This is a genomic window from Nostoc sp. FACHB-190 (assembly GCF_014696905.1).
Lineage (GTDB): Bacteria > Cyanobacteriota > Cyanobacteriia > Cyanobacteriales > Nostocaceae > Nostoc_B.
In genome coordinates, this window is the sequence record NZ_JACJQW010000004.1 from 45,077 (window position 1) to 66,435 (window position 21,359).

Genomic DNA, 21,359 nt, shown 5'->3' on the forward strand with positions numbered 1-21,359 from the left:
TTGTGTGTAAAATTTCCAAAGCACATATTTATCCCCTTATAAATCTGTGGTTAATCTAGCCTTACGCAACATAAATTGTAATGCAGTTTCTTCTTGGGAAATAATGTTAGCTTTTGCCTCCATACCAGCTTGGATATGACATTGGCGATCGCTATTACCAAAAATGATTCTTTCTGGTTGAATAGTAGCTTCAAAATAGCTCCCTCCAGGAGTGAGAGAAGTTGATGAGGGAATATCTGCATTACTCGTTTTAGTTGAAATTGCATCAGGAGAAATTGCTGTCACCACACCTTTCAGAGTTCCGTAATCAGGATAGGGACAAGCATCAATTCGCATCTGTACTTTTTGACCAACGGCGACATTTTTAATTTCTTGGGGTGGAATCATCGCTTTCACAACTAAAGGTGCATTAGTCGGTGCAATTTCCGCAATTGGTTCACTTACCCGCAACACTTGACCGGGGTTGCGTAAATTCAGCTTCAGAATTACCCCATTACTACTAGCTCGCAAAATAGTATCTTGCAATTGACTAATAACTTGTAAAAGTTCTTTTTGCGATTGTCCGAGTTGATTTTGCATTTCTACACGTCGTTGAATTAACGCTTGTTTTTCCTTTTTTAAAGTAGCGATATTAGCCTCGCCTCTAGCAATTTCTTGGGCGATTCTGGACTGGGCGATCGCAATTGAGGCGCTGCTAGGATTTACAGATGCTTGGGCGACTTGCACTTTAGCTTTTGCAATATCTACGGATTTTTTTTCAGCTTCTAAAATGGCTTGGGTTTGAATCACAACCAACTTTTTTTGTTCAAATTCGCGCTTACCAATTGCGCCAACTTGCGCTAATTGTCCATAGCGATCGCGATCCACCTCGGCAAAACTTAAATCAGCTTGGGCTTTATGCAAATCTGCTTCCGCCTTTTGCGAACTGGCTTGTGCTGCGAGTAATTCGCTGCTGGTGGTAATTTGGCGTTCTTGATATTCTCTTTGATTGCGGGCTAAATCGGCTTCAGCAGAAGCGACAGTGCGTTCTGCTACCGTAGTTTCTGCGACAATTTGCGTATCTAAAGTCCTGATTTGAGCGTCAATTTGGATAATTTGCAGCCTAGCTTGCTGAATGTTGTCTTGTAATTGACTTTTTTTGATTTGCAATTGTTCGTCATCTAAACGTGCGATCGCATCGCCTTGTTTGACGATTTGATTTTCTTGCACAAAAATACTTTTAACAGTCCCTTCAATTTTGGGTTGAACAAAGCGAATTTCTCCCGTTGGACGCACAGATGCAGAAGTTTTTACCGTCACATTATATTTCACCCATGAAGCTAAACTCATCCCCGCACCCAAACTTCCAACTAAAAAAATTCCGGCTAGAGATGTCCAACGACTCACAGGCGGAAGAAAATCATCACTTTGTACTGATGGCAGAGTTTGTTTAGTATATGTGTAAAGCATAATTACCTGTAAAATTCTGAATGATTAAGGATTTAAAAATTCCCAATGCTCTCCTGCTTGAGAGCGTAATTCTGCCAACGAACCTTGTGTTTTTAACTTACCTTGATCTAGTAAAACTATCCAATCTGCCCGATTAACTACTCTAGGACGATGAGTAATTAAAATTGTGGTTTTACCTTGACGATGTTTAAATAATTTATCTAAAACTTGTGCTTCACTTACTGGGTCAAGTCCACCAGTTGATTCATCTAAAATCAAAATTGGCGGGTCTGTAACAATCGCCCTGGCTATTGCTAATCTTTGACGTTGCCCACCAGAAATATTTGCGCCAAATTCCCCTAAAATAGTTTGATATTTATCTGGTAACTTACTAATAAAATCGTCAGCTTCTGCTACCTGACAAGCTCTGACAATTTGCTCAAATGTGACATGAGGAGCGCCCAAACGAAAATTTTCTACAATTGAACGACTCCAAAAATGTGGCTCTTGGGGAACAAGTACTACTTGTTGACGCAGACATTCTAGAGATAAATCCTGCAAGTTATACAGCCCAATGCGAATATTACCTGATTGCAAAGGATATAAGCCAGCAATTAGTTTAGCTAATGTACTTTTCCCACAACCAGATTTACCAATTAAAGCCACAACTTGACTGCCAGGAATGGTCAACGAAAAATCATCAATTAAATCTAGTCGCCCAGCATAATGAAAATTCAAATTTGTACAAACAATGTCAGCATCACCAACAATTTTGGCGTAAGGTTTGATTTCATCACCTGCATTTTCTGGCGTTGCGTCTATAACTTCCGTGAGTCGTTGAGTAGCAGTTTTAGCGCGGGTAATTTCATCTACAAAGCTAATAATTGTAGCAATTAAACCTAAAAAATTACCATTCATTGAGTTGAAAGCAAAAAGTTGCCCAATACTCAAATTTTCGGCTGGATTAATTACTAAATTCCCCCCAAACCACAACAAAATTACACCCCCAACTCCCGAAACAAAGCCCGAAAAAGTATGATTAATAATCCCAATTTGAATTGTGCGATAGGTAACATTCGCTAACCGACCAAAGCGGCTTTGTAATTCATCCCAAAATTGCAACCCAGAAGTTGTAGTTTTGAGGGTAAGTGCGCCTTTAAAAGTTTCGACTAAAACGCCTTGTGTTTCTGCTTCTTGGACTAAAAGCTCACGAGTTTTTTGTTGTAAAGTCGGCTGAAAAACTACTGTTGATATGCTCATTACTATACCAATCAATGCAGCTACTAGTGTGAGTTTCCAGCTATAGAAAACCATAAAGCTAAAAGATATCAAAGCAATAAAAAATTGACTTGGTAAACCAACAACTAGTTGAGCAACTAACTGATTAATTTGGTCAATATCTTGTAACCGACTGACAATTTCTCCACTGCGCCGTGATTCGTAATAAGAAAGCGGTAAACGCAAAATTTGCCTACCAAATTCCAAGACTAAACCTAATTGCAGACGTTGAGCAAAGTGAGCAATTAAGTTAGACTGAACAAAGGAAAGACTGTGGGAAATTAAATTCATCACTACAACTGCGATCGCTACAGTAGTAAGTAACTGTGTATCACCTCTAACTAGCACATCATCAGTCAGAATCTGCATTAAAAATGGGGAAGCTAAAGAGAGCAATCCCAACATCAAATTCAGAGGTAATGCTTGCGCTAAAATCGCGCGATAAATCCAGACGCGCTGAAAGAAACGCCAAAATCCGCCAACTTTTTCATCTGCTTGCGCGAAAAACCTAATTGGATCAGGTTCTAATAACAGCATCAACCAATCAGCCCAACCTTCTGCTATCTCTTGTTTAGAAAGATAGCGAATACCAACAGCCGGATCAGCAACTAAACATTTTTGACCTTTTCTGCCATATAATACAACCCAATGATTACCTTTCCAATGAATAATGGCTGGCAAAGGTGCTTCATTAATCCGGTTTAAAACTTCTGGTGAAGTTTTCACAGGACGCACATTAAAGCCTAGTGTTTCTGCTCCTCTTTTTAGCCCTAATAAAGTAGTGCCAAATTGTCCAGTCCCAACAGCTTCACGAATCCGACTGAGAGTAAAAGTACGTCCATAATATTTAGAAATAGCAGCCAAACAAGCAGCCCCACAGTCTTCTTCACTGTGCTGTTTCACAAATTGGTGTTTCATAAGTAAATTACCCTAAATCATGACAACTAGCATTTCAAATGTTGTCAATCTGCTGGTATGTTTTTTGAATTAGTAAAAACTAATAATTGTAGGTGCTATCAACATCTCAAAAATTTAAGGCTTAATCAAAGGAAGAAATCAGACTAAATAAAATATCCAATAAACCAAGGCTCTTCTTCGATATACGCCTGCTTCTTCTACCACCTAAGCTCAATCCCAGGGTGATTTGTGAAAATTTATAGCCAGTTTGTTGAACAGAAGAAATACCACCATTACTACCAGATATAGTAATGGCGCTATTAGCAAAAGTTTCTATATCTGTTTTCTGAAAAAATAAATTGTAAATAGATAAACCTGAATAACGTGAACGACCTCCAGATATTATTTCCTGTTGTTGTTCAGATATATCAAGGAATAGTTCTGGTTTTTGTGTTTGGATATCGCTAGACATAATTGTTATTAGGTTTGATAACTAGAATTGGGAAAGCTTGTCAAAACCTTAAACTGACTCTAAAAAATCTAGAGTCAGAGAGGAGAGTGCTAATTACTCTCCTCCTAACGTCGCTTCGAGAGATGATCATCCTCATCCCTATCTGTGGCGCAAACTAGCCTACTAAAGCTTTAAAGTAAGTACCTGTTTGAATAGCTTCTATGGTTGTTTTTTGTACTCCACCAGCTACTATGCTGCTACCGCCAAGACCAGACGTACTACCTACTGGCCCGATAACTTCAGTTTGGCTAAAAAACTTAGAATATGCAGTGCTAAAATCTAAAACTCCTACACCACCTGCTACAATTGCTTGTTGTTCAACAGATAAATCGGTAAATAATTCGTGTGACATAGTTGAAAAGTTCCTTGATTTGAATTGGATAATCTTGATAATTGGGATATTGAAGTCAAACATTAGTTGACTTCAAATTTCCCTGTACATTAAACCTTTAACCAGCTTCTCGGTTATTCGTTATCTTGAATTAGCTAACTAATCCTAAAAATGAAGAAGCTGTTTCCAGAGTTTCTAAAAATGTTTTCTGTATACCACCAGCTATAATGGTGCTACCGCCAGGCCCTGAACTAGCTGCAACTGGCCCAATAGTTTCAGTTACTTGCAAGAAGTGTTTATAGAAGGTTGATAAGTTAAGAGCTTCTGCGCCACCGCTTACAATCGCTTGTTGCTCTTCGTTTACATCAATAAACAATTCGTAGTTCATGATAGTAATCCTCTTGATTTTGAGTTAAATTAGGTTTTAGCTATTTAGTTGATTCCCTGTTTTTGGGGTCTCAACTCCTTGCTTAATTAATACAATAAGGCGGATACCTAAGCTGTGTCATTTACAGTTTCAGTAAACTTAATTACCAAATTTAGAAACATCAATTGCATAATTACGTCAGGTTATATTTCCGAAAAATACATAGCTTTTCCTAGTCTGCGGAGGCAAAAATTTATCTGTGTTCATTTGCGTAGCCTGCGGCAAGCCGAATTTCGCTTCACTAAAATAAGAACCGCTATATGTATCTAGTGAGAGATTGTATTTTTCACCAAAAAAATCCATACTCATTCCAAAGATAGGGCCTCTGCCGGTTCAACTGAGATTGTTTATTGCAAGTGGTTTTCAACATGCCAGACCATGATCAAGATGAATTAGCAGCTTTACGGCAGCGTGTTGCAGAGTTGGAAGAATTAGAAATTAAATATCAATGTCAGCAGGTTGCATTAGAGGCGCAATTAACTGAACTACAAACAAAACTGACAACAGCCAGGATTAATTCTGATCATCAGGCAGATATAGCATTAACGCTGCAACAACTCCAGCAAGAAAAAGCGGAACGACAACAAATTGAAGTCGCCTTGCAAGAAAGCGAACAACTCTTGAGACTGGCTATTGATGCTGCTTGGATGGGTTTTTGGGATTGGAATATTTTGCCTGATAAATTAATTTGGTCAGAAAGTCATGAACTGCTGTTTGGTTTAACTCCAGGTAGCTTTGAAAATACTTACGCGGCTTTTTTAGCTTGTGTGCATCCTGAAGATAGACAATCTGTCACAACAAATATTACCACTGCCTTAACCAATAAAACTAACTATAAAGACGAATTTCGCGTTATTTGGCCTGACCAAAGTTTGCATTGGATTTCTTCTCAAGGAAAATTTTACTATGACAAGCAAGGACAGGCGACGCGGATGTTTGGCGTATGTCTGGATATTACTGGGCGGAAGCAAACAGAAGAAAACACCCGTCAATTAACTACCCAAGTCCAGGAACAAGCCAATTTGTTAAATGCGATTCTGGCTACCTCTGTAGATCATATCTGTATATTCGATCGCGCTGGTCGCCATAGGTATATTAGTCACGGTGGCGCGGCTATCTTAGGTTTTCAACCGCAGGAAGTTGTGGGTAAAACATTGCGAGAGTTGAATTTACCTAATGATTTTGTTGAACAGGTGGAAATTCAGCAACAAGCGGTGATCATTTCTGGGGAACCAATTAAAGATGAATGTCAATTAGTGACAATTGAAGGATTGCGTGACTACGAATATATTCTTACACCCCTACGCAATCACACCCAAAGCATTGAAGGTGTAATTGTCGTTTCCCGTGATATCACCGCCCATAAAAAAGTAGAACAGTCATTACGGGAAAGTGAAGCCAGATTCCGCCGCTTGTTTGAGTCTAACTTGGTTGGGGTGGCGTTTTGGAATACGGAAGGTTTCATCACTGATGCTAACGATGCTTATTTACAGTTAGTTGGTTATACCCGTGATGAGTTTGCGGTTGTCGGGAAAATTGACTGGCGAGAACTCACACCACCAGAATATCTAGATTTAGATGATCGCGCTCTTGCAGATGTCCAAGTTAGCGGAGTTTCGCAGATTTACGAAAAAGAATATGTCCAACGCAACGGTAAACGGGTGGCGGTGGTTTTAGGGATAGCCTTGTTAACTGACTGTCAAGATAGAGGTGTGGCTTTTGTTTTAGATATTAGCGATCGCAAACGCGCCGAACAAGAACGCGATCGACTTTTACAAACCGAACGCATCGCCCGTCAAGAAGCAGAAATCGCCAACCGCATCAAAGATGAATTTCTCGCCGTTCTCTCCCATGAATTGCGAACGCCACTCAACCCGATTTTAGGTTGGGCGAAATTGCTGCGAAATCGCAAATTTGATGAAGAAACTACAAAACAAGCTTTAGAAACAATTGAACGCAACGCCAAATTACAAACCCAGTTAATCGAAGATTTATTAGATGTTTCGCGCATCCTCCAAGGAAAATTAAGCTTAAATGTCTGTCCCGTCAGTTTAGTAATGGTTGTGCAAGCAGCCTTAGAAACAGTACGCTTGGCAGCAGAAGCTAAATCGATTCAAATTCACACCGTATTTGACCCCAATATCGGGCAAGTTATGGGTGATGCTAATCGCTTACAACAAGTGATGTGGAATTTACTTGCCAACGCCGTCAAATTTACCCCAAATGCTGGACAGGTAGAAATTCAAGTTAAAGAAATTGATGCTCAGGCGCAAATACAAGTCACTGATACAGGTAAAGGCATTTCACCAGAATTTTTGCCATTCGTGTTTGATTACTTTCGTCAAGCAGATGGTACAACAACTCGCAAATTTGGCGGCTTGGGTTTAGGACTGGCGATTGTCCGTCAAGTAGTAGAAATGCACGGCGGTACAGTCAAGGCAGACAGCCCTGGTGAAGGGTTGGGTGCTATTTTTACAGTGAGGATACCTTTGATTGTGATTAACGAACCAGTCAGACGACAAGAAAATGAATCTTCAACAGGTGAATCTGAGTTTGCTAATCTTTCTGGTATCAAAGTTTTAATGGTGGATGATGAACCAGATATCCGCGACTTAATCACATTTATTTTGCATGATTATGGTGTGGCTGTTACCGCCGTCACATCCGCCACCGCCGCCCTCGCTGAACTGTCGCAGTCATTACCAGATATTTTAATTAGTGATATTGGAATGCCCGACGTAGATGGTTATATGCTAATTCGCCAGATCCGCCAACTTACACCCGCACAAGGCGGAAATGTCCCCGCGATCGCCCTCACAGCCTACGCTGGCGAAATTAACCAACAACAAGCACTCACCGCCGGCTTCCAGTTACACATACCCAAACCAGTTGATCCTGACGCATTGGTAAAAGCGATCGCTAGTTTATTAAAGTGCTGAGTGCTGAGTGCTGAGTGCTGAGTTGGGTTAGACAAGGTAGAGAAGATGCTGAGTGCTGAGTTGGATTAGACAAGGTAGAAATATTGCTTCCTTGTCTCCTTTGTCTCCCTTGTCCCCCTTGTCCCCCTTGTCTCCCTTGTCTCCCTTGTCCCCCCCAAAGACTAGCCCCTTCCCAAAAATACTTGCTTTTTCCGTCAGTAACATATATATTGCTACCCATCTTTTGCCGCTAAATTTTTTGTCACCTCTACGTAACCATGCGGTTTCAATATCTTTATCATGTCTAGTCAAAGCATAATTCAAAGTATATATACTGATGGCGCTTGTACTGGGAATCCTGGCCCTGGTGGTTGGGGTGTTGTAGTTTATTTCCAGGATGGGGGAGTTCACGAAATGGGTGATACAGCCTCCCATACAACAAATAATAAAATGGAGATGCAAGCGGCGATCGCTGCCTTAAAATATTTCCATGCCTCAAAGCAATCCCAACCCATCACCCTTTATACCGATAGTGAATATCTCATCAACTGTGTTACCAAATGGGTGAAAAACTGGAAGAAAAAAGGCTGGAAAAAAGCCGATGGTAATCCCGTACAAAATCAAGACCTGTTGGAAATTTTAGATGAATTAAATACCCGTCAAGTTACTTGGCAGCATGTTCGTGGTCATGCGGGTAATGTCGGTAACGAACGCTGTGATGCGATCGCTCGGAGTTTTGCTGCTGGTAAAGTCCCTGCACTCAAAGAATTATCTTCTACCAATGCTCACAAAACTTTACCTAGTTCTCATGAACTAAAGGTAGCGGAAGTTTCTCAATATAAGGCAAACTCGACAATAATTAACAAAGAAAAGTCGGAACCCATTACATCTGCATCAGACATAACAGCTATGGAACCATCCACCGCACAGAATGCGGCCGCAATTGACACAACAACGCCTGGAATCCGGGTTGAACAACTCCGCAACTTAGTTGAAACTCTCCGCATCGCTGATGAAATTGCTGAAAAAGGCTATCTAATTACTAGTTCTGAATTAGCAGACTTAATGGATGTCCACGCCAGCGCCGTCACTAGTCGCGGGGATCAATGGCGCTGGCGGAACTGGATTGTGTCACGAGTCCGCCGTGAAGGTAATCAAATTCTCTGGGAACTGGAACGCGGCGATCGCGTGGGAGGTGAGGAGGAGTAGGGGTAGATGGGGGCAGGGGTGGGAGGGGGCAAGGGTGGGAGGGGGGACAAGGGGGACAAGGGAGACAAGGGAGACAAGGGGGACAAGGGAGACAAGGAAGCAATATTTCTACCTTGTCTACTTCCACTCAGCACTCAGCACTCAGCACTCCCCTCTACCTTGTCTACCCCCTCAACCTTGTCTACCTTGTCTAATCAAACTCCCCATTCCCCACTCCCCACTCCCCACTCCCCTCACGCACCATACTTCCGCCCTCGCCATTCTTTAGGGGTGCGGGATGCAGAGAGAAAGATCCGTAAGACAGCGATGGGATCTGCTAAAGGAGACAGCCAGAATAACCAGCCACCTTTAGCCGTTTGGCGATCATAAGATGGTGCGATCGCTAGTAACATAGCAAAGCGAATCAGCAGCAAAAATCCATTCAACCCCAGCAATAAAATCTGCGGCAGCGAGACAGGCACAGGCAGAACAATCAAGTAAGTTAGTAAAATTAGCAAGGGTAAACCCTGAACTGCCGAAAGTAGCCATAAATCTCCCCAAATTTGCCCAGAATTGGATGCGTCTTTCAAATCAAGGCTGCGCCCCCATTCCTTCCAAGTTTCCAGCGCCCCTTCATACATTCGCACCTTCAGCACCTTTGCACCATCTAAAAAGCCTACATTGTACCCCTGTGCCGCAATATACCGTGCCAAAGTCACATCATCACAAAAAGAACTACTAGCACTGCTATAGCCACCCACAGCCGCTAACACAGAACGACGACACAGAAAGCATTGACCATTAGCCATTACCCTTTCTGGTTGTTCAGTTCTAATTCCTGCCGGGTCGAAGCGATACAGCAATGTCATCAATAAAGCTGGTTGCAATAAACACTCACCAGGATACTGAAGAATAAACTGGGGTGATAACGACACCAAATCATAGCCTTGGGCGACGGCGGTTTTGACTAAACCCGCCACCAAACCCGGATGTGGTTGAGTATCCGCATCCATCCCCAAAAACCACTCACTATCCTCAGAACTATGCAAAAAGCCATTGTGTAAAGCCCAAGGACGACCCACCCAATTAGTCGGTAGGGGATCATCTGTCATCACACGAAAGCGGGGATCTTTTTGCTGTGCAGCTTTGACTAAATCAGGAGTTCCATCTTGGGAATTACTGTCTACAACAATAATTTCTCGCACTTCATAACTTTGCTGACTCAAGCCCGATAATAAAGGAGAAATCCGACCAGCTTCGTTTAATGTCGGAATCACAACGCTGACATTACCAAAAATGTCTGGTGTAGGCTGTTGGGGTTGAATTGGCGGTAATCTTCCCGGCCCCTTCAAAAGACGCGACAGCAAAATTGCCGTGGCTGGTAGTTGAATAAGTAGTAATATAAGCGGTATAACGCTTTCTACTGTCAAAGCGTTGTTCATAAATCTGTATTAGCTTTATTCAGGCTCATCTGTAACTTCAAACAAGGTAAAGTATAAATTTTATCAATTCACAAAGTGAGAGAATTGTAAAATTTAGTTAAAATAATACACTTTTTTTCTTGCTCTTAACCTTCCGTTTACCTATACATCGCTCCTTTAGGATTATCGTAGAGGCGCTAACCTGGAAAGTTACTGAAAATTAACACCGATGCGCTCACGACTAAATGTAATCAAAAATAACCGATTAGCCTCTTCAACAGCAGTGTTATTACTGACATTAAGTCTAGCTGCTTGTGGCGGACAGCAAGGTTCTGACAGTTCTGCTACCAAAGAAACACCTAGTGGTACGGCTCAAGATGCTACAGCCTCCAGCCCTGCTAAATTGGATCTTGGCGGTAACGTAGAATTAATCGGTGCAGGCGCTTCTTTTCCAGCGCCATTGTATACAACTTGGTTCACTGAATTAAACAAAAAATATCCCAGTTTACAAGTTAACTATCAGTCTGTGGGTAGCGGTGCTGGGGTTGAGCAGTTCATCAAAGGTACTGTTGATTTTGGTGCCAGCGATGTGGCAATGAAAGATGACGAAATTCAGAAAGTTCCTCAAGATAAAGGCGTAATTTTGTTACCAATGACAGCCGGTAGCATTGTTCTCGCTTACAACCTACCCGATGTTGCTGAACTCAAATTACCACGGGCAGTTTACACCGATATCTTATTAGGCAAAATCAAAACCTGGAACGACCCCAAAATCAAAGCAGCCAACCCAGACGCTAAATTACCAGACCAAGCAATTACAGTTGTACATCGCTCTGATGGTAGCGGGACTACTGGCGTATTTACCAAACACCTCAGCACCATCAGTTCTGAATGGAAAACTAAAATTGGTGATGGCAAAACAGTTAACTGGCCAGTCGGTGTTGGTGGTAAAGGTAATGAAGGTGTAACCGCCCAAATTCAACAAACTCAAGGCTCTATTGGTTACGTTGAGTATGGTTATGCAAAACAAAATCAACTTAAATATGCTGCTTTAGAAAACAAAGGTGGCAAATTTGTTGTACCTACAGAAGAATCAGCAGCCAAAACCTTAGAAGCAGTAACTTTACCTGAAAACTTGCGTGCCTTTATCACCGACCCAGAAGGTGCAGACTCTTATCCCATTGTTACCTACTCTTGGATTATGGCTTACAAGAAATATGCTGATCCTGCTAAAGCTAAAGCAGTCGAAGCTATGATTGAGTATGGTTTAACTGAAGGTCAAAAATTGGCTCCCGAATTGGGTTATGTGCCTTTACCACAAAACGTTGTGCAGAAAGTAGCAACTGCGGCTGACCAAATTAGTCCAGATTACAAAATTGCAGTTAGTGGTAGTAGTACTAGTGCTAGTAAATAGCATTCAAAAATCACTAATACTAGTGAGGCATCGATAGTCAAAAATTGCTTGAATTAATATTAGAATCACAAATTTCTTTTATTAAGAATGACTTGTTGATGTCTCAAGTTCTCAAAGTCATGTCACTAAGCTGGTTTGCTCTCACATTTTTCTCTGATTTCATCTATAAAGTCAGTATTCATGGCTACAAATTCTCAAAATTTGTCATCAGCAATTAAAGAGCGTTCCGAACTCGGTAGGTCTTTAGACCGGAGTTTTATTTTACTGACTAGGGTGTTTGCCCTAGCGGTGGCAGCAACTTTATTATGGATTGCGATACAGGTTGCCATTGGTGCTTGGCCTGCCATTCAAAAGTTTGGTGTTGGCTTTTTAGCACAAAGCACTTGGAACCCCGTGAAGGATGAGTATGGAGTACTACCTCAAGTTTATGGAACTATAGTTAGTTCTTTGATTGGGTTACTCATTGCTGTACCCATTGGTGTTGGGACTGCGGTTTTATTGAGTGAAAATTTTCTGCCCTCCCAAGCTAGAGTTGTGCTGGTGTTCTTGGTAGAACTGCTGGCAGCAATTCCCAGCGTTGTTTATGGAGTCTGGGGAATTTTTGTCTTAATCCCGATTTTAAACAATGTCGGTAAATGGTTGAATGCTTACTTTGGTTGGCTACCACTGTTCAGCACTTCTCCTACAGGGCCAGGGATGTTACCTGCGGGGATCATCTTGGCAATTATGACTTTGCCAATTATCACTGCAATTTCTAGAGATGCTTTGATTTCTGTTCCATCTACTTTACGTCAAGCATCTATAGGCTTGGGCGCAACAAGGTGGGAAACGATTTTTCAAGTTTTGATTCCTGCGGCTTTTTCGGGAATCGTGAGTGCTGTGATGTTAGCACTCGGTCGGGCAATGGGAGAGACAATGGCGGTGACGATGTTGATTGGTAACTCCAACAAAATTAGTGCATCGCTATTCGCACCAGCCAATACAATTTCTTCTTTGTTAGCCAATCAATTTGCAGAAGCCAGTGGTTTGCAAGTTGCAGCTTTAATGTACGCTGCTTTAGTTTTATTTGTCTTAACTTTGATTGTCAATATTTTGGCAGAGTTGATCGTTATTCGAGTCAAGCGAGTGTAGATTAGTTTTGGGTTAATTTTATGACTTCTCATTATCAAGAAAGAAGTTTAACTCGTAGTGCTATGTCTCCTCGGACGCTGTTCAATACAGTGATGACTGGGGTGGCAATTCTCTGCGGAGTTTTGGCATTAGTGCCTTTAATAGCAGTACTTTCTTACGTTTTAATTCGAGGATTTAGTAGTCTCAATCTCAGCATATTTACAGAACTGCCACCCGCGCCTCTTCGTCCAGGTGGTGGTTTTGGGAATGCGATTGTGGGGACTTTGCTGATGGTGGGAATTGCAGCGTTAATCAGCATTCCTTTTGGTGTGATTGCAGCTATCTATCTAACTGAGTTTAGTTCTGGTATAATAGCTAGGTGGGTACGTTTTGCTACGAACGTCTTGAGTGGAGTACCTTCGATTATTGCCGGGGTATTCGCTTATGGAATTGTAGTTTTAACGTTAGTAAGGCTGAATTTAGGCTCATATTCAGCGATTGGCGGAGGATTTGCTTTGGCAATTTTGATGTTGCCAATTATTGTGAAAACAACTGATGAAGCTTTACAGCTAGTATCGCAGGATTTACGACAAGCATCTGTAGGTTTAGGTGCGACTAACTTTCAAACTGTTACACAGGTCGTATTGCCTGCTGCACTACCAGCTATTGTAACTGGATCAACGTTAGCGATCGCCAGGGCTGCTGGTGAAACAGCACCTTTGTTATTTACTGCTTTATTTTCTACCTTCTGGCCAAATAGCTTATTTAAACCCACTGCTTCTTTAGCTGTTTTGGTTTTTAACTTTGCCATTTCTCCGTTTAAAAATTGGCAGTCATTAGCTTGGGCTGCATCTTTAATCTTGGTGCTAATGGTTTTAATTACCAGTATTATTGCTCGCTGGGCAACTCGCCAAAAATCATAGTCCAAAAATGCGGAAGTCGGAAATCAAGAAGCCTGTTGATGATGGGTGCTTTATTGATACCAAAAAGCTCCGTCTAGTAACTGAATAGCAAAGTTGCATTGCCATCCCAAAAACTTACATTAGACCTTTTATGGCTACTAACATTAGTACAGCAAATAGCACAGATACCGTATTACGTACAGAAGAACTGAACGTTTATTACGGCAAGTACTTAGCATTAAAGAACATTTGGCTAGATATCCCCAGAAATAAGGTGACAGCCTTTATTGGCCCTTCTGGCTGTGGTAAAAGCACATTACTCAGATGCTATAACCGTCTCAACGACTTAATTGATTCATTTAGAGCCGAAGGAAAGGTTTTTTATTACGGTAAAAACTTATACGCACCTGATATTGACCCCGTAGAAGTGCGTCGCCGCATTGGGATGGTGTTTCAAAGACCAAACCCATTCCCTAAATCAATTTATGACAATATTGCTTTCGGAGCCAAAATTAATGGCTACAAAGGTAATATGGATGAATTAGTCGAACGGAGTTTGCGTCAAGCAGCTTTGTGGGATGAAGTTAAAGATAAACTCCGTCAAAGTGGTTCTTCTTTATCTGGTGGACAACAACAAAGATTGTGTATTGCCAGAGCGATCGCAGTTCAACCAGAAATCATCTTAATGGATGAACCATGCTCGGCGCTTGATCCGATCTCTACATTGCGGGTTGAAGAGCTAATTCATGAACTGAAAGAGCAATATACAATTGTGATTGTTACCCACAATATGCAGCAAGCGGCGCGGGTTTCTGATAAAACAGCCTTTTTCAATGTGCGTCCTACAGAATCAGGCGGACGTATCGGTTATCTCGTAGAATATGACGCGACAGAAGTAATTTTCAATAATCCGAAGCAAGAAGATACCCGCGATTACGTTAGCGGTAGATTTGGTTAATTATTGTCACTCAATTTAATATTTTCCACATCCAGAATTAGGTATGCAGTGCATATCTAATTTTATTTTTTTAGGACTACGCAAAAAACTTCTCAAACTCTCCTTTCTCCGCGTCCTATTTTTGTGTGAGAAGTATGAGCTACTCATACCTTACCAACGTCCCTTTTTATTTAATTACCTGAAACTCACCATCTTTAGGTGAAACCAAGATAACTAAGCCTTGAATATTTTGCTCGTTAACTAGGCGATCGTGATTCTGATCAAACCTTACTTTGGTTTGAGCGCCTTCCACTACAAAATTAGGCTTACTGAGTTCTTCATATAAACGTTTACGGGTTAAATTATTCCCACTTCTCTTTAAACCTTCCACAAGTGCTTGAGTTGCATCATACGCCATTGCACTTGCATAGCTAATTTTTTTAGTTCCCCAAAGTTGCAGAGATTCTTTCTCTATTACAGATAAACTATTATTACTTCTATGCCAAGGAACAGCAACGACTAACTTACCGTAGGAAATTTCACTAATTTGTGAGCTATTAACATACGATGTATCTCCGCCTAAAATAATTACATCTCCGCTACTTCTCAGTATTCTCGCAATTTCCTGTTGTAATATATCATCACTTATCGTCAGAAGAATAAAGTCAGCATTACTTTGTTTAACAGCTTCTAAACATTGAGATATACTCTTAAATTGTTCTCCTGCTAAATCACATTGATTGACAATTTTTCCCTGATTTCCAGAAGTTATATTAAATCGTTGAATAAAAGTTTGACTAAAAGATTGACTATAAGGCTCTTTACTATTTAGAAAAATTGCTCCTCTATAACGTTTATTTTTCAAAATATAATCGCTGAGAACTTCGGCTGTTTTATCATCATTTGGAGATGTCCGAAAAACAAACTCATTAATTTCAAACATTTCAGATTGATTAAACTTAGTTCCCCTAACAGCCGTACTAGTAGGAGAAATACTCACTAATCTCTCATCTCCATATATTTTATTACTGTAAACTTTCGCAGCCGATAAAGTAATCAAACTAGAGTTGTGTCCGATAACGCCTAAAGTTTGTTTATCTTGTTCAACCATTTGTTTAGCAACTTTTTGCGCGGTATCTGTTCGATGTTCATCTTTACAAATTTGAACAAGTAACATTTTGCCATTTATTAGTTTATTTACTTGGGTATTAATGTTATTTTGAACAATAGCGACTCCACGTAAGATTTCTTTAGCCAGTCCATTATCGCTATCTATAGGAACACATACCGATATTTTAATAAAGTTATTGCTTTTAGCTGCCCTGGCATTATTTAAATAAATTCTAGCTTCAGGATCATTTTTATGATTAAGGTTATCTAGATATTTAGAAAAGCTAGAAATTGCTTGATTATAATCTTGATTTTGAAAAGCTGTTATGCCTTTTTGAAAATCTATATTATCTCCTAAACCTAGTGGTGAGCGTATCAACTGTCTTTTTCCACAACTAAAGCGCGAATCTTCAATACAAAGCATCTTAGTCTGTAAGGAAAAATATGCCCAAATACCTAATCCGATGATTCCACTACCAAAACACAATATAAGTAATTTTTTCCATAAATTTACTGACGGTAATAATGATTTTTGGGGCAAATTTATTAAAGTCTGTTCATGTTGAAGTAACTGTTGATTTGAATTAGTAAATGAGTTTTGCAGAACTGTTTGTAAAGAATTTCTCTGGATCAATAGTTGCTGATTTTGGTGAGGAAATGAATTTTGCGACGCTGTTTGTAAGGACTGTTCCTGAGTAAATACTTGTTTTGGTATTGAGGTTGAGGCCGATATTGTTTTATTGTCTAAAACTTCCATTACTTGACGCGCTGACTGAAACCGATAACTGATTCCAGGCGAGAGCATAGTATCTAAAATTGTTGCTATTTGGTCGCTAATAGAAACATAATTTCTCCAATTCCATATATCTCCAACTCGCAAGTTTTCTGGATTTTTCCAAGTTAGTAAGCACACACAAGTAGCAGCGAGAGAATATAAATCTGAAGATGGAGAGACAGCTAAACCTGCTCGTTGTTCTGGCGAAGCATATCCAGGAGTTGATATGGCGATAGATTGTTCTGCGGGTACACCTGCGATCGCTTGTTTTACAGCCCCAAAATCTATAAGATAAGGTACGCCTCTTTGTTCGAGAATTATATTTTCTGGTTTAATATCCCTATGAATTAACATCAGAGGTTGTTGACTATGAATGTAATCTAAAACTGGTAAAATTTGCCGCAAAAAGTTAACAACTTCCTCTTCTGACCATTGTGTGTTTTTTATTTGTCTGAGATTATTACCATGAATATAATCTTGTACTAAATAAAATACTGTTTGTGATGAGTCTAATGATTGCTCAGATTCTTCTAAATTTGGCGCAGAGATTTCAAAAGAATCCCATAATCTAGGAATTTGTGGATGATTTAACTTACGTAAAATTTGTGCTTCTTTTTTAAAAGAATTTTGGATGTATTGTAACTGTGCAGGTGTCCACGGCGCATTAGAAATATTTGTCAATCTTAATTGCTTAATTAAACATTCATGTTCTAAATGAGAATCCCAGGCGCGAAAAGTTCTCCCAAATCCCCCACTACCGATTTGTTCTAAAGCTAAGTAGCGAGTCTTTAAAACAAGTCGCATTCCACAATTACTACAAAATTTCTGTTTACCTTTAGCGGAACGAAATTCATCAGGAATATCATTTTCTGGGGCGCGGCAGTTAGGATTTGTACAGTAAACTTTCATAGATTAGCTTAGAGGTAGAACAAAGTAATAAATTTCCACCTGTGTTGAATGTTAGTAATTTGACAATTTCCAGAACACACCAGAACAATCGAAACTACACTAGTTCCTTGCTGAGTAAACGATAAAAAACAGACCTAACCCCTCAATTGCAAACCTTGGGGACATGGTGCTAGACATTACGGTATAGCTATTATTGCATTTTTCGAGACAATACTATTCAAAGCTACTGGGTCTAGCTTCCACTCAATGCAACATCCAACTACATATCAGTTGTTGGTTATTACATCAACGCAAAAACTAGACCCAGTATAAAATTTTAGACTACTAAATTTTTAATCTTAGCGTCTGTTACCACCACGGTAAGGCACTGCGGCTAGATAATCAATATCAAAGGATGATATTCTTTGAGCATAGTTACCGCTAGGATTGATTGCTGCTGCCAAATCTGCATATTTGCGTGGGTCGCCTTCGGCCAGACGTTTTTCTTGGAACTTGCGGGTATAGAATTTTTCCAAGGTAAAGCGCCAGTCGGTTTGAACTGTACCTGCTTTTTCTTGGAAGTCTTCGCCGTAGCGAGGTGTCACCAAGTTGTGAGGACGGCCTGCCAAGCGTTTGCGTTGGTAGGGGACAGTGTTCTCACCAAAGGCTTGATTGTATTCTTCGCTGTCTAAAATAGCATCAACAAAGCCGCCAAAACCTTTGGTAGCAATGACAATTGACCAAGCGATTTCTTCTTCTTTGTTGTAAGAAGAACGACCTAATAAACGTTTGAGGGTGATGTCAACTAAACGGTAGTTATTGTTGACAGAAACAACCAAACGATAGAAGGCTTCAGATTTTGCTAAACCACGGATAAAGTCACGTACAGAAATCGCGCCAGTTTTCAGCTGAGATTCTAAAGTTACTTGGCGGTTGAACTTAAGAATTTCATGTTCGCTGAAAACTTGGCGGTAAGCTGCCCAAATGATGTTTTGGATATCAGTATAAGAACTGACATCTTCTATGCGATAGATATATGGTGTATTTTCGTTTTGGTCAGCAATACCAAAGCTTTTAACACGGTGGTTTTGACTGCTGGGTTTGTATTCAAGTAATGGCAATGCCATGCTGATTTCTTCCTCTTATTAAAAGATTACACAGAGATTTAGCTGGTGATTAATGAGGAGGTTTGATGACTCAAATCCTCACTCATGCTTTATCTATTGTCCCGCATTCGGTTAGAACCCAGTATGAATTCCTAGCCAATTTAGTACCAACAAGAAAGTTATTCCTGCGGACACTACAAGCAGTACACCTAATAGTGCAGCCCCATCAACATTTTGACTAGGTAGAGATGATAAGGAGCGATAACCGCCACCTTTCACAATACCTGCGCGTTCTCGATAGTCAGCACCATAGCGGGGAGTAAAGCTGAATGGTCGGTCTACAGTCATACGTTTGCGCTGATAAGGTACAGTGTAGTCACCAAAGGCTTCGGTATATTCTTCACTGTCAATCAAAGCATCCACAAATCCATGCCAACCACGAGTAGCAATTTGAATAGACCAAGCTATTTCTTCTTCACGATTGTAAGGAGAGCGACCTAACAACCGTTTTAAACACATTTCTACCAGCCGATAGTTATTATTGGGTGTGACTACTAGCTGATAAAATCGCTCTGATTTAGCCAAACCTCGGATAAAATCTTTAACCGTGATTGACCGATTTTTAAGTTGGGTTTCTAAGGCAATTTGGCGGTTAAATTTCAGAATTTCCTGCTCGTTGAAGACTTGGCGATAAGCTGCCCAAATGAGTCTTTCAATTTCGCTAGGAGAGTTGGCGATTTCTGTACGGTAGATATAAGGTGTATCTTCGTTGGTATCTGCCGCACCAAAACTACTAACTCTTTGATTTTGAGTTGTGGGTTTGTATTCAAGTAAAGGTAATGCCATACTAAAGACCGCCTTAAGAATAAAGTTGGCATCTTATAATTAGTCCGTTTTTACCATTTTGGATTTGAAACCCATGATTGTTCCAATTGGTATGAGTTACTTGCTCTTGATGATTTGGTAACTCGACGGAAAAACATTTAGAAGGTTATGAGTTAGCTTTTGCAGAGCTTATATCCTTCTTATACTTTTATCAAACCACTGAAAAACAGTCCTTAGCGCACGGGGAAGTTAGCACTGGAACTAATTGACACCGGGATACCTTGGGGTACGGTTTCTCTGGTGGTGTCGGGAATTTTGATGTTAGTGAGGTTAACTGGCGTGTAAGTAACTTGTCTGATGCTGAGGGAGTTAGCCAAAGCCAAGAAGTTTTTGATGTCTCCTTCTTTGTAGCGAGCATCTTCTAGCTTGTCGCGCCAGTAGTTACCGTAGCGGGGGGTAACTAGGTTGAAGGGTCTATCTTTATAGCGGCGGCGTTGGAAAGGAACGATGTTTTCGCCAAAGTTGGTGAGATATTCTTCTGAGTCAATTAAAGCGTCAACAAAACCATCCCAACCAGCTGTTGCTATTTTGATTGACCAAGCAATCTCTTCGTCTTTATTATAAGGCGCACGACCTAAAAAGCGTTTCAGGGCAATTTCTACTAAACGGTAGTTAGAATTTGTCTCGATGACTAAACCCCGAAAGGCTTCAGATTTGGCTAAACCGCGAATAAAGTCACGTACAGTAATGGCGCGATTTTTTACCTGAGACTCTAAATTGCCTTGGCGATGAAATTTTAAAATTTCATGTTCGCTAAATAATTGACGATAAGCTGCCCAAATTAATTCCTGAACATCGCCATCACTAGCACAGTTTTCGATGCGATAAGGTCTGGGGGTATTTTCGTTGGGGATTTCGTAACCTGGGACGCGCTGGTTTTGAGAGCTGGGTTTGTATTCTAGTAAAGGTATTGCCATAGTTTTAGGGTTTGTCCTTTGTCATTTGTCCTTTGTCATTTGTTAATACTGACTTTTGACGACTGACTACTCAGGTTGTCTTAGTGCCAGGAAGATAACGGTAAGGTAAGGCAACGGCTGTGGGTTTAACTGTTGGTTGGGGAGTACCACCTTCACGGCTGTTGTCGGGGATATTCATATCTCTAATTTGGGAGACAACGGTCGCGGTTATACGTTGATAATTACGTTCGTTGGTAATTATGTTCCCAGCCATTGCTAAGAAGTTGCTAGGAATTACGCGCCGAATTTCTTCTTTGCTGGCATAACCTGTGGTGCGGGCGCTGTAGAAGGAACGACCACCTAGGTAGTTGAGGGTTTGACGATCGCGCCAGTAACTGTTGTAGCGTGGATTAACTAAGTTAAAGGGTCTGTCTTTGAAGCGACGGCGTTGGTAAGGTACGATATCATCTCCAAAGTTCTGCTGATATTCGTCGCTGTCTAGCAATGCGTCAATAAACCCGTGTAAACCTTTGGTGGCAATGACAATTGACCAGGCAATTTCTTCATCTTTGTTATAGGCAGCCCGCCCCAAAAACCGCTTTAAGGTGATGTCTACTAAGCGGTAGTTGGAGTTAATATCTGCTACTTGGGTGCGGTAAACTTCAGATTTGCCCAAGCCGCGAATGAAATCCCGGATGTTAATTGCCCGATTCCGCAATTGAGATTCTAAGAAGGTTTGGCGATTGCTTTTGATAATGAGTTGTTCGCTGAAAATTTGCCGATAAGCTGCCCAGATAATCGCATCAATATCTTTATCGTCAACCGCAGCAGATAAGCGATAAATAGTTGGGGTATCTTCGTTGGGGACTTCGTAACCTTCTACCCGTTGGTTTTGGGAACTTGGTGAATATTCAAGTAGTGGTATTGACATATTTAC

At 40.7% G+C, this 21,359-nt stretch carries 17 protein-coding genes; 6 read left to right on the forward strand and 11 right to left on the reverse strand.

Translation table 11 applies throughout. The features are described from left to right. Nucleotides 1-36 precede the first annotated feature (36 nt). The 5 genes from H6G28_RS06560 to H6G28_RS06580 all read right to left on the reverse strand — a co-directional run bounded on the left by H6G28_RS06560 (nucleotide 37) and on the right by H6G28_RS06580 (nucleotide 4,833). Nucleotides 37-1,449: an HlyD family secretion protein gene (locus H6G28_RS06560; RefSeq protein WP_190669816.1), complete on the reverse strand. Its 1,413-nt coding sequence runs from the start codon at nucleotides 1,447-1,449 to the stop codon at nucleotides 37-39. 24 nt (nucleotides 1,450-1,473) lie between these two features. Continuing rightward, nucleotides 1,474-3,624: a peptidase domain-containing ABC transporter gene (locus tag H6G28_RS06565; protein WP_190669818.1), complete on the reverse strand. Its 2,151-nt coding sequence runs from the start codon at nucleotides 3,622-3,624 to the stop codon at nucleotides 1,474-1,476. A 121-nt stretch (nucleotides 3,625-3,745) separates the two neighbouring features. After that, nucleotides 3,746-4,075 carry a hypothetical protein gene (locus H6G28_RS06570; protein WP_190589747.1) on the reverse strand — a complete coding sequence of 110 codons (330 nt, stop codon included), beginning with the start codon at nucleotides 4,073-4,075 and terminating at the stop codon, nucleotides 3,746-3,748. A 154-nt stretch (nucleotides 4,076-4,229) separates the two neighbouring features. After that, on the reverse strand, nucleotides 4,230-4,466 hold the full coding sequence (locus H6G28_RS06575; RefSeq protein WP_190589748.1) for a CTB family bacteriocin: 237 nt from the start codon (nucleotides 4,464-4,466) through the stop codon (nucleotides 4,230-4,232). Nucleotides 4,467-4,596: 130 nt separating this feature from the next. Next, nucleotides 4,597-4,833: a CTB family bacteriocin gene (locus H6G28_RS06580; RefSeq protein ID WP_190589749.1), complete on the reverse strand. Its 237-nt coding sequence runs from the start codon at nucleotides 4,831-4,833 to the stop codon at nucleotides 4,597-4,599. A gap of 407 nt (nucleotides 4,834-5,240) precedes the next feature. On the opposite strand from H6G28_RS06580, the gene H6G28_RS06585 reads away from it, so the two are divergent. After that, the gene (locus tag H6G28_RS06585; protein WP_190669820.1) at nucleotides 5,241-7,811 is read left to right on the forward strand and encodes a PAS domain S-box protein; all 2,571 of its coding nucleotides are present in this window, start codon (nucleotides 5,241-5,243) and stop codon (nucleotides 7,809-7,811) included. 279 nt (nucleotides 7,812-8,090) lie between these two features. Continuing rightward, nucleotides 8,091-8,999, forward strand: a complete 909-nt coding sequence (rnhA, locus tag H6G28_RS06590; RefSeq protein WP_190589752.1) for a ribonuclease HI — start codon at nucleotides 8,091-8,093, stop codon at nucleotides 8,997-8,999. 233 nt (nucleotides 9,000-9,232) lie between these two features. Here rnhA and cruG read toward each other — a convergent pair whose 3' ends face one another. Next, the gene (cruG, locus tag H6G28_RS06595) at nucleotides 9,233-10,420 is read right to left on the reverse strand and encodes a 2'-O-glycosyltransferase CruG (protein WP_190669822.1); all 1,188 of its coding nucleotides are present in this window, start codon (nucleotides 10,418-10,420) and stop codon (nucleotides 9,233-9,235) included. A 208-nt stretch (nucleotides 10,421-10,628) separates the two neighbouring features. On the opposite strand from cruG, the gene pstS reads away from it, so the two are divergent. The 4 genes from pstS (at nucleotide 10,629) to pstB (ending at nucleotide 14,783) form a co-directional block, all read left to right on the forward strand. Further along, nucleotides 10,629-11,813: a phosphate ABC transporter substrate-binding protein PstS gene (gene pstS, locus H6G28_RS06600; protein WP_190589754.1), complete on the forward strand. Its 1,185-nt coding sequence runs from the start codon at nucleotides 10,629-10,631 to the stop codon at nucleotides 11,811-11,813. A gap of 180 nt (nucleotides 11,814-11,993) precedes the next feature. Next, nucleotides 11,994-12,944, forward strand: coding sequence for a phosphate ABC transporter permease subunit PstC (gene pstC / locus H6G28_RS06605; protein WP_190589755.1), 951 nt, complete (start codon nucleotides 11,994-11,996; stop codon nucleotides 12,942-12,944). Between the two features lie 20 nt (nucleotides 12,945-12,964). Then, complete coding sequence (gene pstA / locus H6G28_RS06610; RefSeq protein ID WP_190589756.1) at nucleotides 12,965-13,846, forward strand: phosphate ABC transporter permease PstA; 882 nt, start codon at nucleotides 12,965-12,967, stop codon at nucleotides 13,844-13,846. 130 nt (nucleotides 13,847-13,976) lie between these two features. Further along, nucleotides 13,977-14,783, forward strand: a complete 807-nt coding sequence (gene pstB / locus H6G28_RS06615) for a phosphate ABC transporter ATP-binding protein PstB (RefSeq protein ID WP_190589757.1) — start codon at nucleotides 13,977-13,979, stop codon at nucleotides 14,781-14,783. A 166-nt stretch (nucleotides 14,784-14,949) separates the two neighbouring features. Here pstB and H6G28_RS06620 read toward each other — a convergent pair whose 3' ends face one another. From H6G28_RS06620 to cpcG1, 5 genes are all read right to left on the reverse strand, one after another. Next, complete coding sequence (locus H6G28_RS06620) at nucleotides 14,950-17,556, reverse strand: bifunctional serine/threonine-protein kinase/ABC transporter substrate-binding protein (protein ID WP_190669824.1); 2,607 nt, start codon at nucleotides 17,554-17,556, stop codon at nucleotides 14,950-14,952. Nucleotides 17,557-17,894: 338 nt separating this feature from the next. Continuing rightward, on the reverse strand, nucleotides 17,895-18,662 hold the full coding sequence (gene cpcG4 / locus H6G28_RS06625) for a phycobilisome rod-core linker protein CpcG4 (RefSeq protein ID WP_190589759.1): 768 nt from the start codon (nucleotides 18,660-18,662) through the stop codon (nucleotides 17,895-17,897). A gap of 111 nt (nucleotides 18,663-18,773) precedes the next feature. Continuing rightward, nucleotides 18,774-19,487 (reverse strand): phycobilisome rod-core linker protein CpcG3, encoded by a 714-nt coding sequence (cpcG3, locus tag H6G28_RS06630; RefSeq protein WP_190589760.1) that lies wholly within the window; start codon nucleotides 19,485-19,487, stop codon nucleotides 18,774-18,776. 212 nt (nucleotides 19,488-19,699) lie between these two features. Then, nucleotides 19,700-20,443 (reverse strand): phycobilisome rod-core linker protein CpcG2, encoded by a 744-nt coding sequence (cpcG2, locus tag H6G28_RS06635; RefSeq protein ID WP_190589761.1) that lies wholly within the window; start codon nucleotides 20,441-20,443, stop codon nucleotides 19,700-19,702. A 70-nt stretch (nucleotides 20,444-20,513) separates the two neighbouring features. Beyond that, a complete protein-coding gene (cpcG1, locus tag H6G28_RS06640; RefSeq protein ID WP_190589762.1) occupies nucleotides 20,514-21,353 on the reverse strand; it encodes a phycobilisome rod-core linker protein CpcG1 in 840 nt (279 codons plus the stop codon). Nucleotides 21,354-21,359: the final 6 nt, after the last annotated feature.

Coding starts and splice junctions, on each gene's coding strand:
- H6G28_RS06560 (WP_190669816.1), bottom strand. CDS start 1,449: ATGCTTTACACATATACTAAACAAACTCTGCCATCAGTACAAAGTGAT.
- H6G28_RS06565 (WP_190669818.1), bottom strand. CDS start 3,624: ATGAAACACCAATTTGTGAAACAGCACAGTGAAGAAGACTGTGGGGCT.
- H6G28_RS06570 (WP_190589747.1), bottom strand. CDS start 4,075: ATGTCTAGCGATATCCAAACACAAAAACCAGAACTATTCCTTGATATA.
- H6G28_RS06575 (WP_190589748.1), bottom strand. CDS start 4,466: ATGTCACACGAATTATTTACCGATTTATCTGTTGAACAACAAGCAATT.
- H6G28_RS06580 (WP_190589749.1), bottom strand. CDS start 4,833: ATGAACTACGAATTGTTTATTGATGTAAACGAAGAGCAACAAGCGATT.
- H6G28_RS06585 (WP_190669820.1), top strand. CDS start 5,241: ATGCCAGACCATGATCAAGATGAATTAGCAGCTTTACGGCAGCGTGTT.
- rnhA (WP_190589752.1), top strand. CDS start 8,091: ATGTCTAGTCAAAGCATAATTCAAAGTATATATACTGATGGCGCTTGT.
- cruG (WP_190669822.1), bottom strand. CDS start 10,420: ATGAACAACGCTTTGACAGTAGAAAGCGTTATACCGCTTATATTACTA.
- pstS (WP_190589754.1), top strand. CDS start 10,629: ATGCGCTCACGACTAAATGTAATCAAAAATAACCGATTAGCCTCTTCA.
- pstC (WP_190589755.1), top strand. CDS start 11,994: ATGGCTACAAATTCTCAAAATTTGTCATCAGCAATTAAAGAGCGTTCC.
- pstA (WP_190589756.1), top strand. CDS start 12,965: ATGACTTCTCATTATCAAGAAAGAAGTTTAACTCGTAGTGCTATGTCT.
- pstB (WP_190589757.1), top strand. CDS start 13,977: ATGGCTACTAACATTAGTACAGCAAATAGCACAGATACCGTATTACGT.
- H6G28_RS06620 (WP_190669824.1), bottom strand. CDS start 17,556: ATGAAAGTTTACTGTACAAATCCTAACTGCCGCGCCCCAGAAAATGAT.
- cpcG4 (WP_190589759.1), bottom strand. CDS start 18,662: ATGGCATTGCCATTACTTGAATACAAACCCAGCAGTCAAAACCACCGT.
- cpcG3 (WP_190589760.1), bottom strand. CDS start 19,487: ATGGCATTACCTTTACTTGAATACAAACCCACAACTCAAAATCAAAGA.
- cpcG2 (WP_190589761.1), bottom strand. CDS start 20,443: ATGGCAATACCTTTACTAGAATACAAACCCAGCTCTCAAAACCAGCGC.
- cpcG1 (WP_190589762.1), bottom strand. CDS start 21,353: ATGTCAATACCACTACTTGAATATTCACCAAGTTCCCAAAACCAACGG.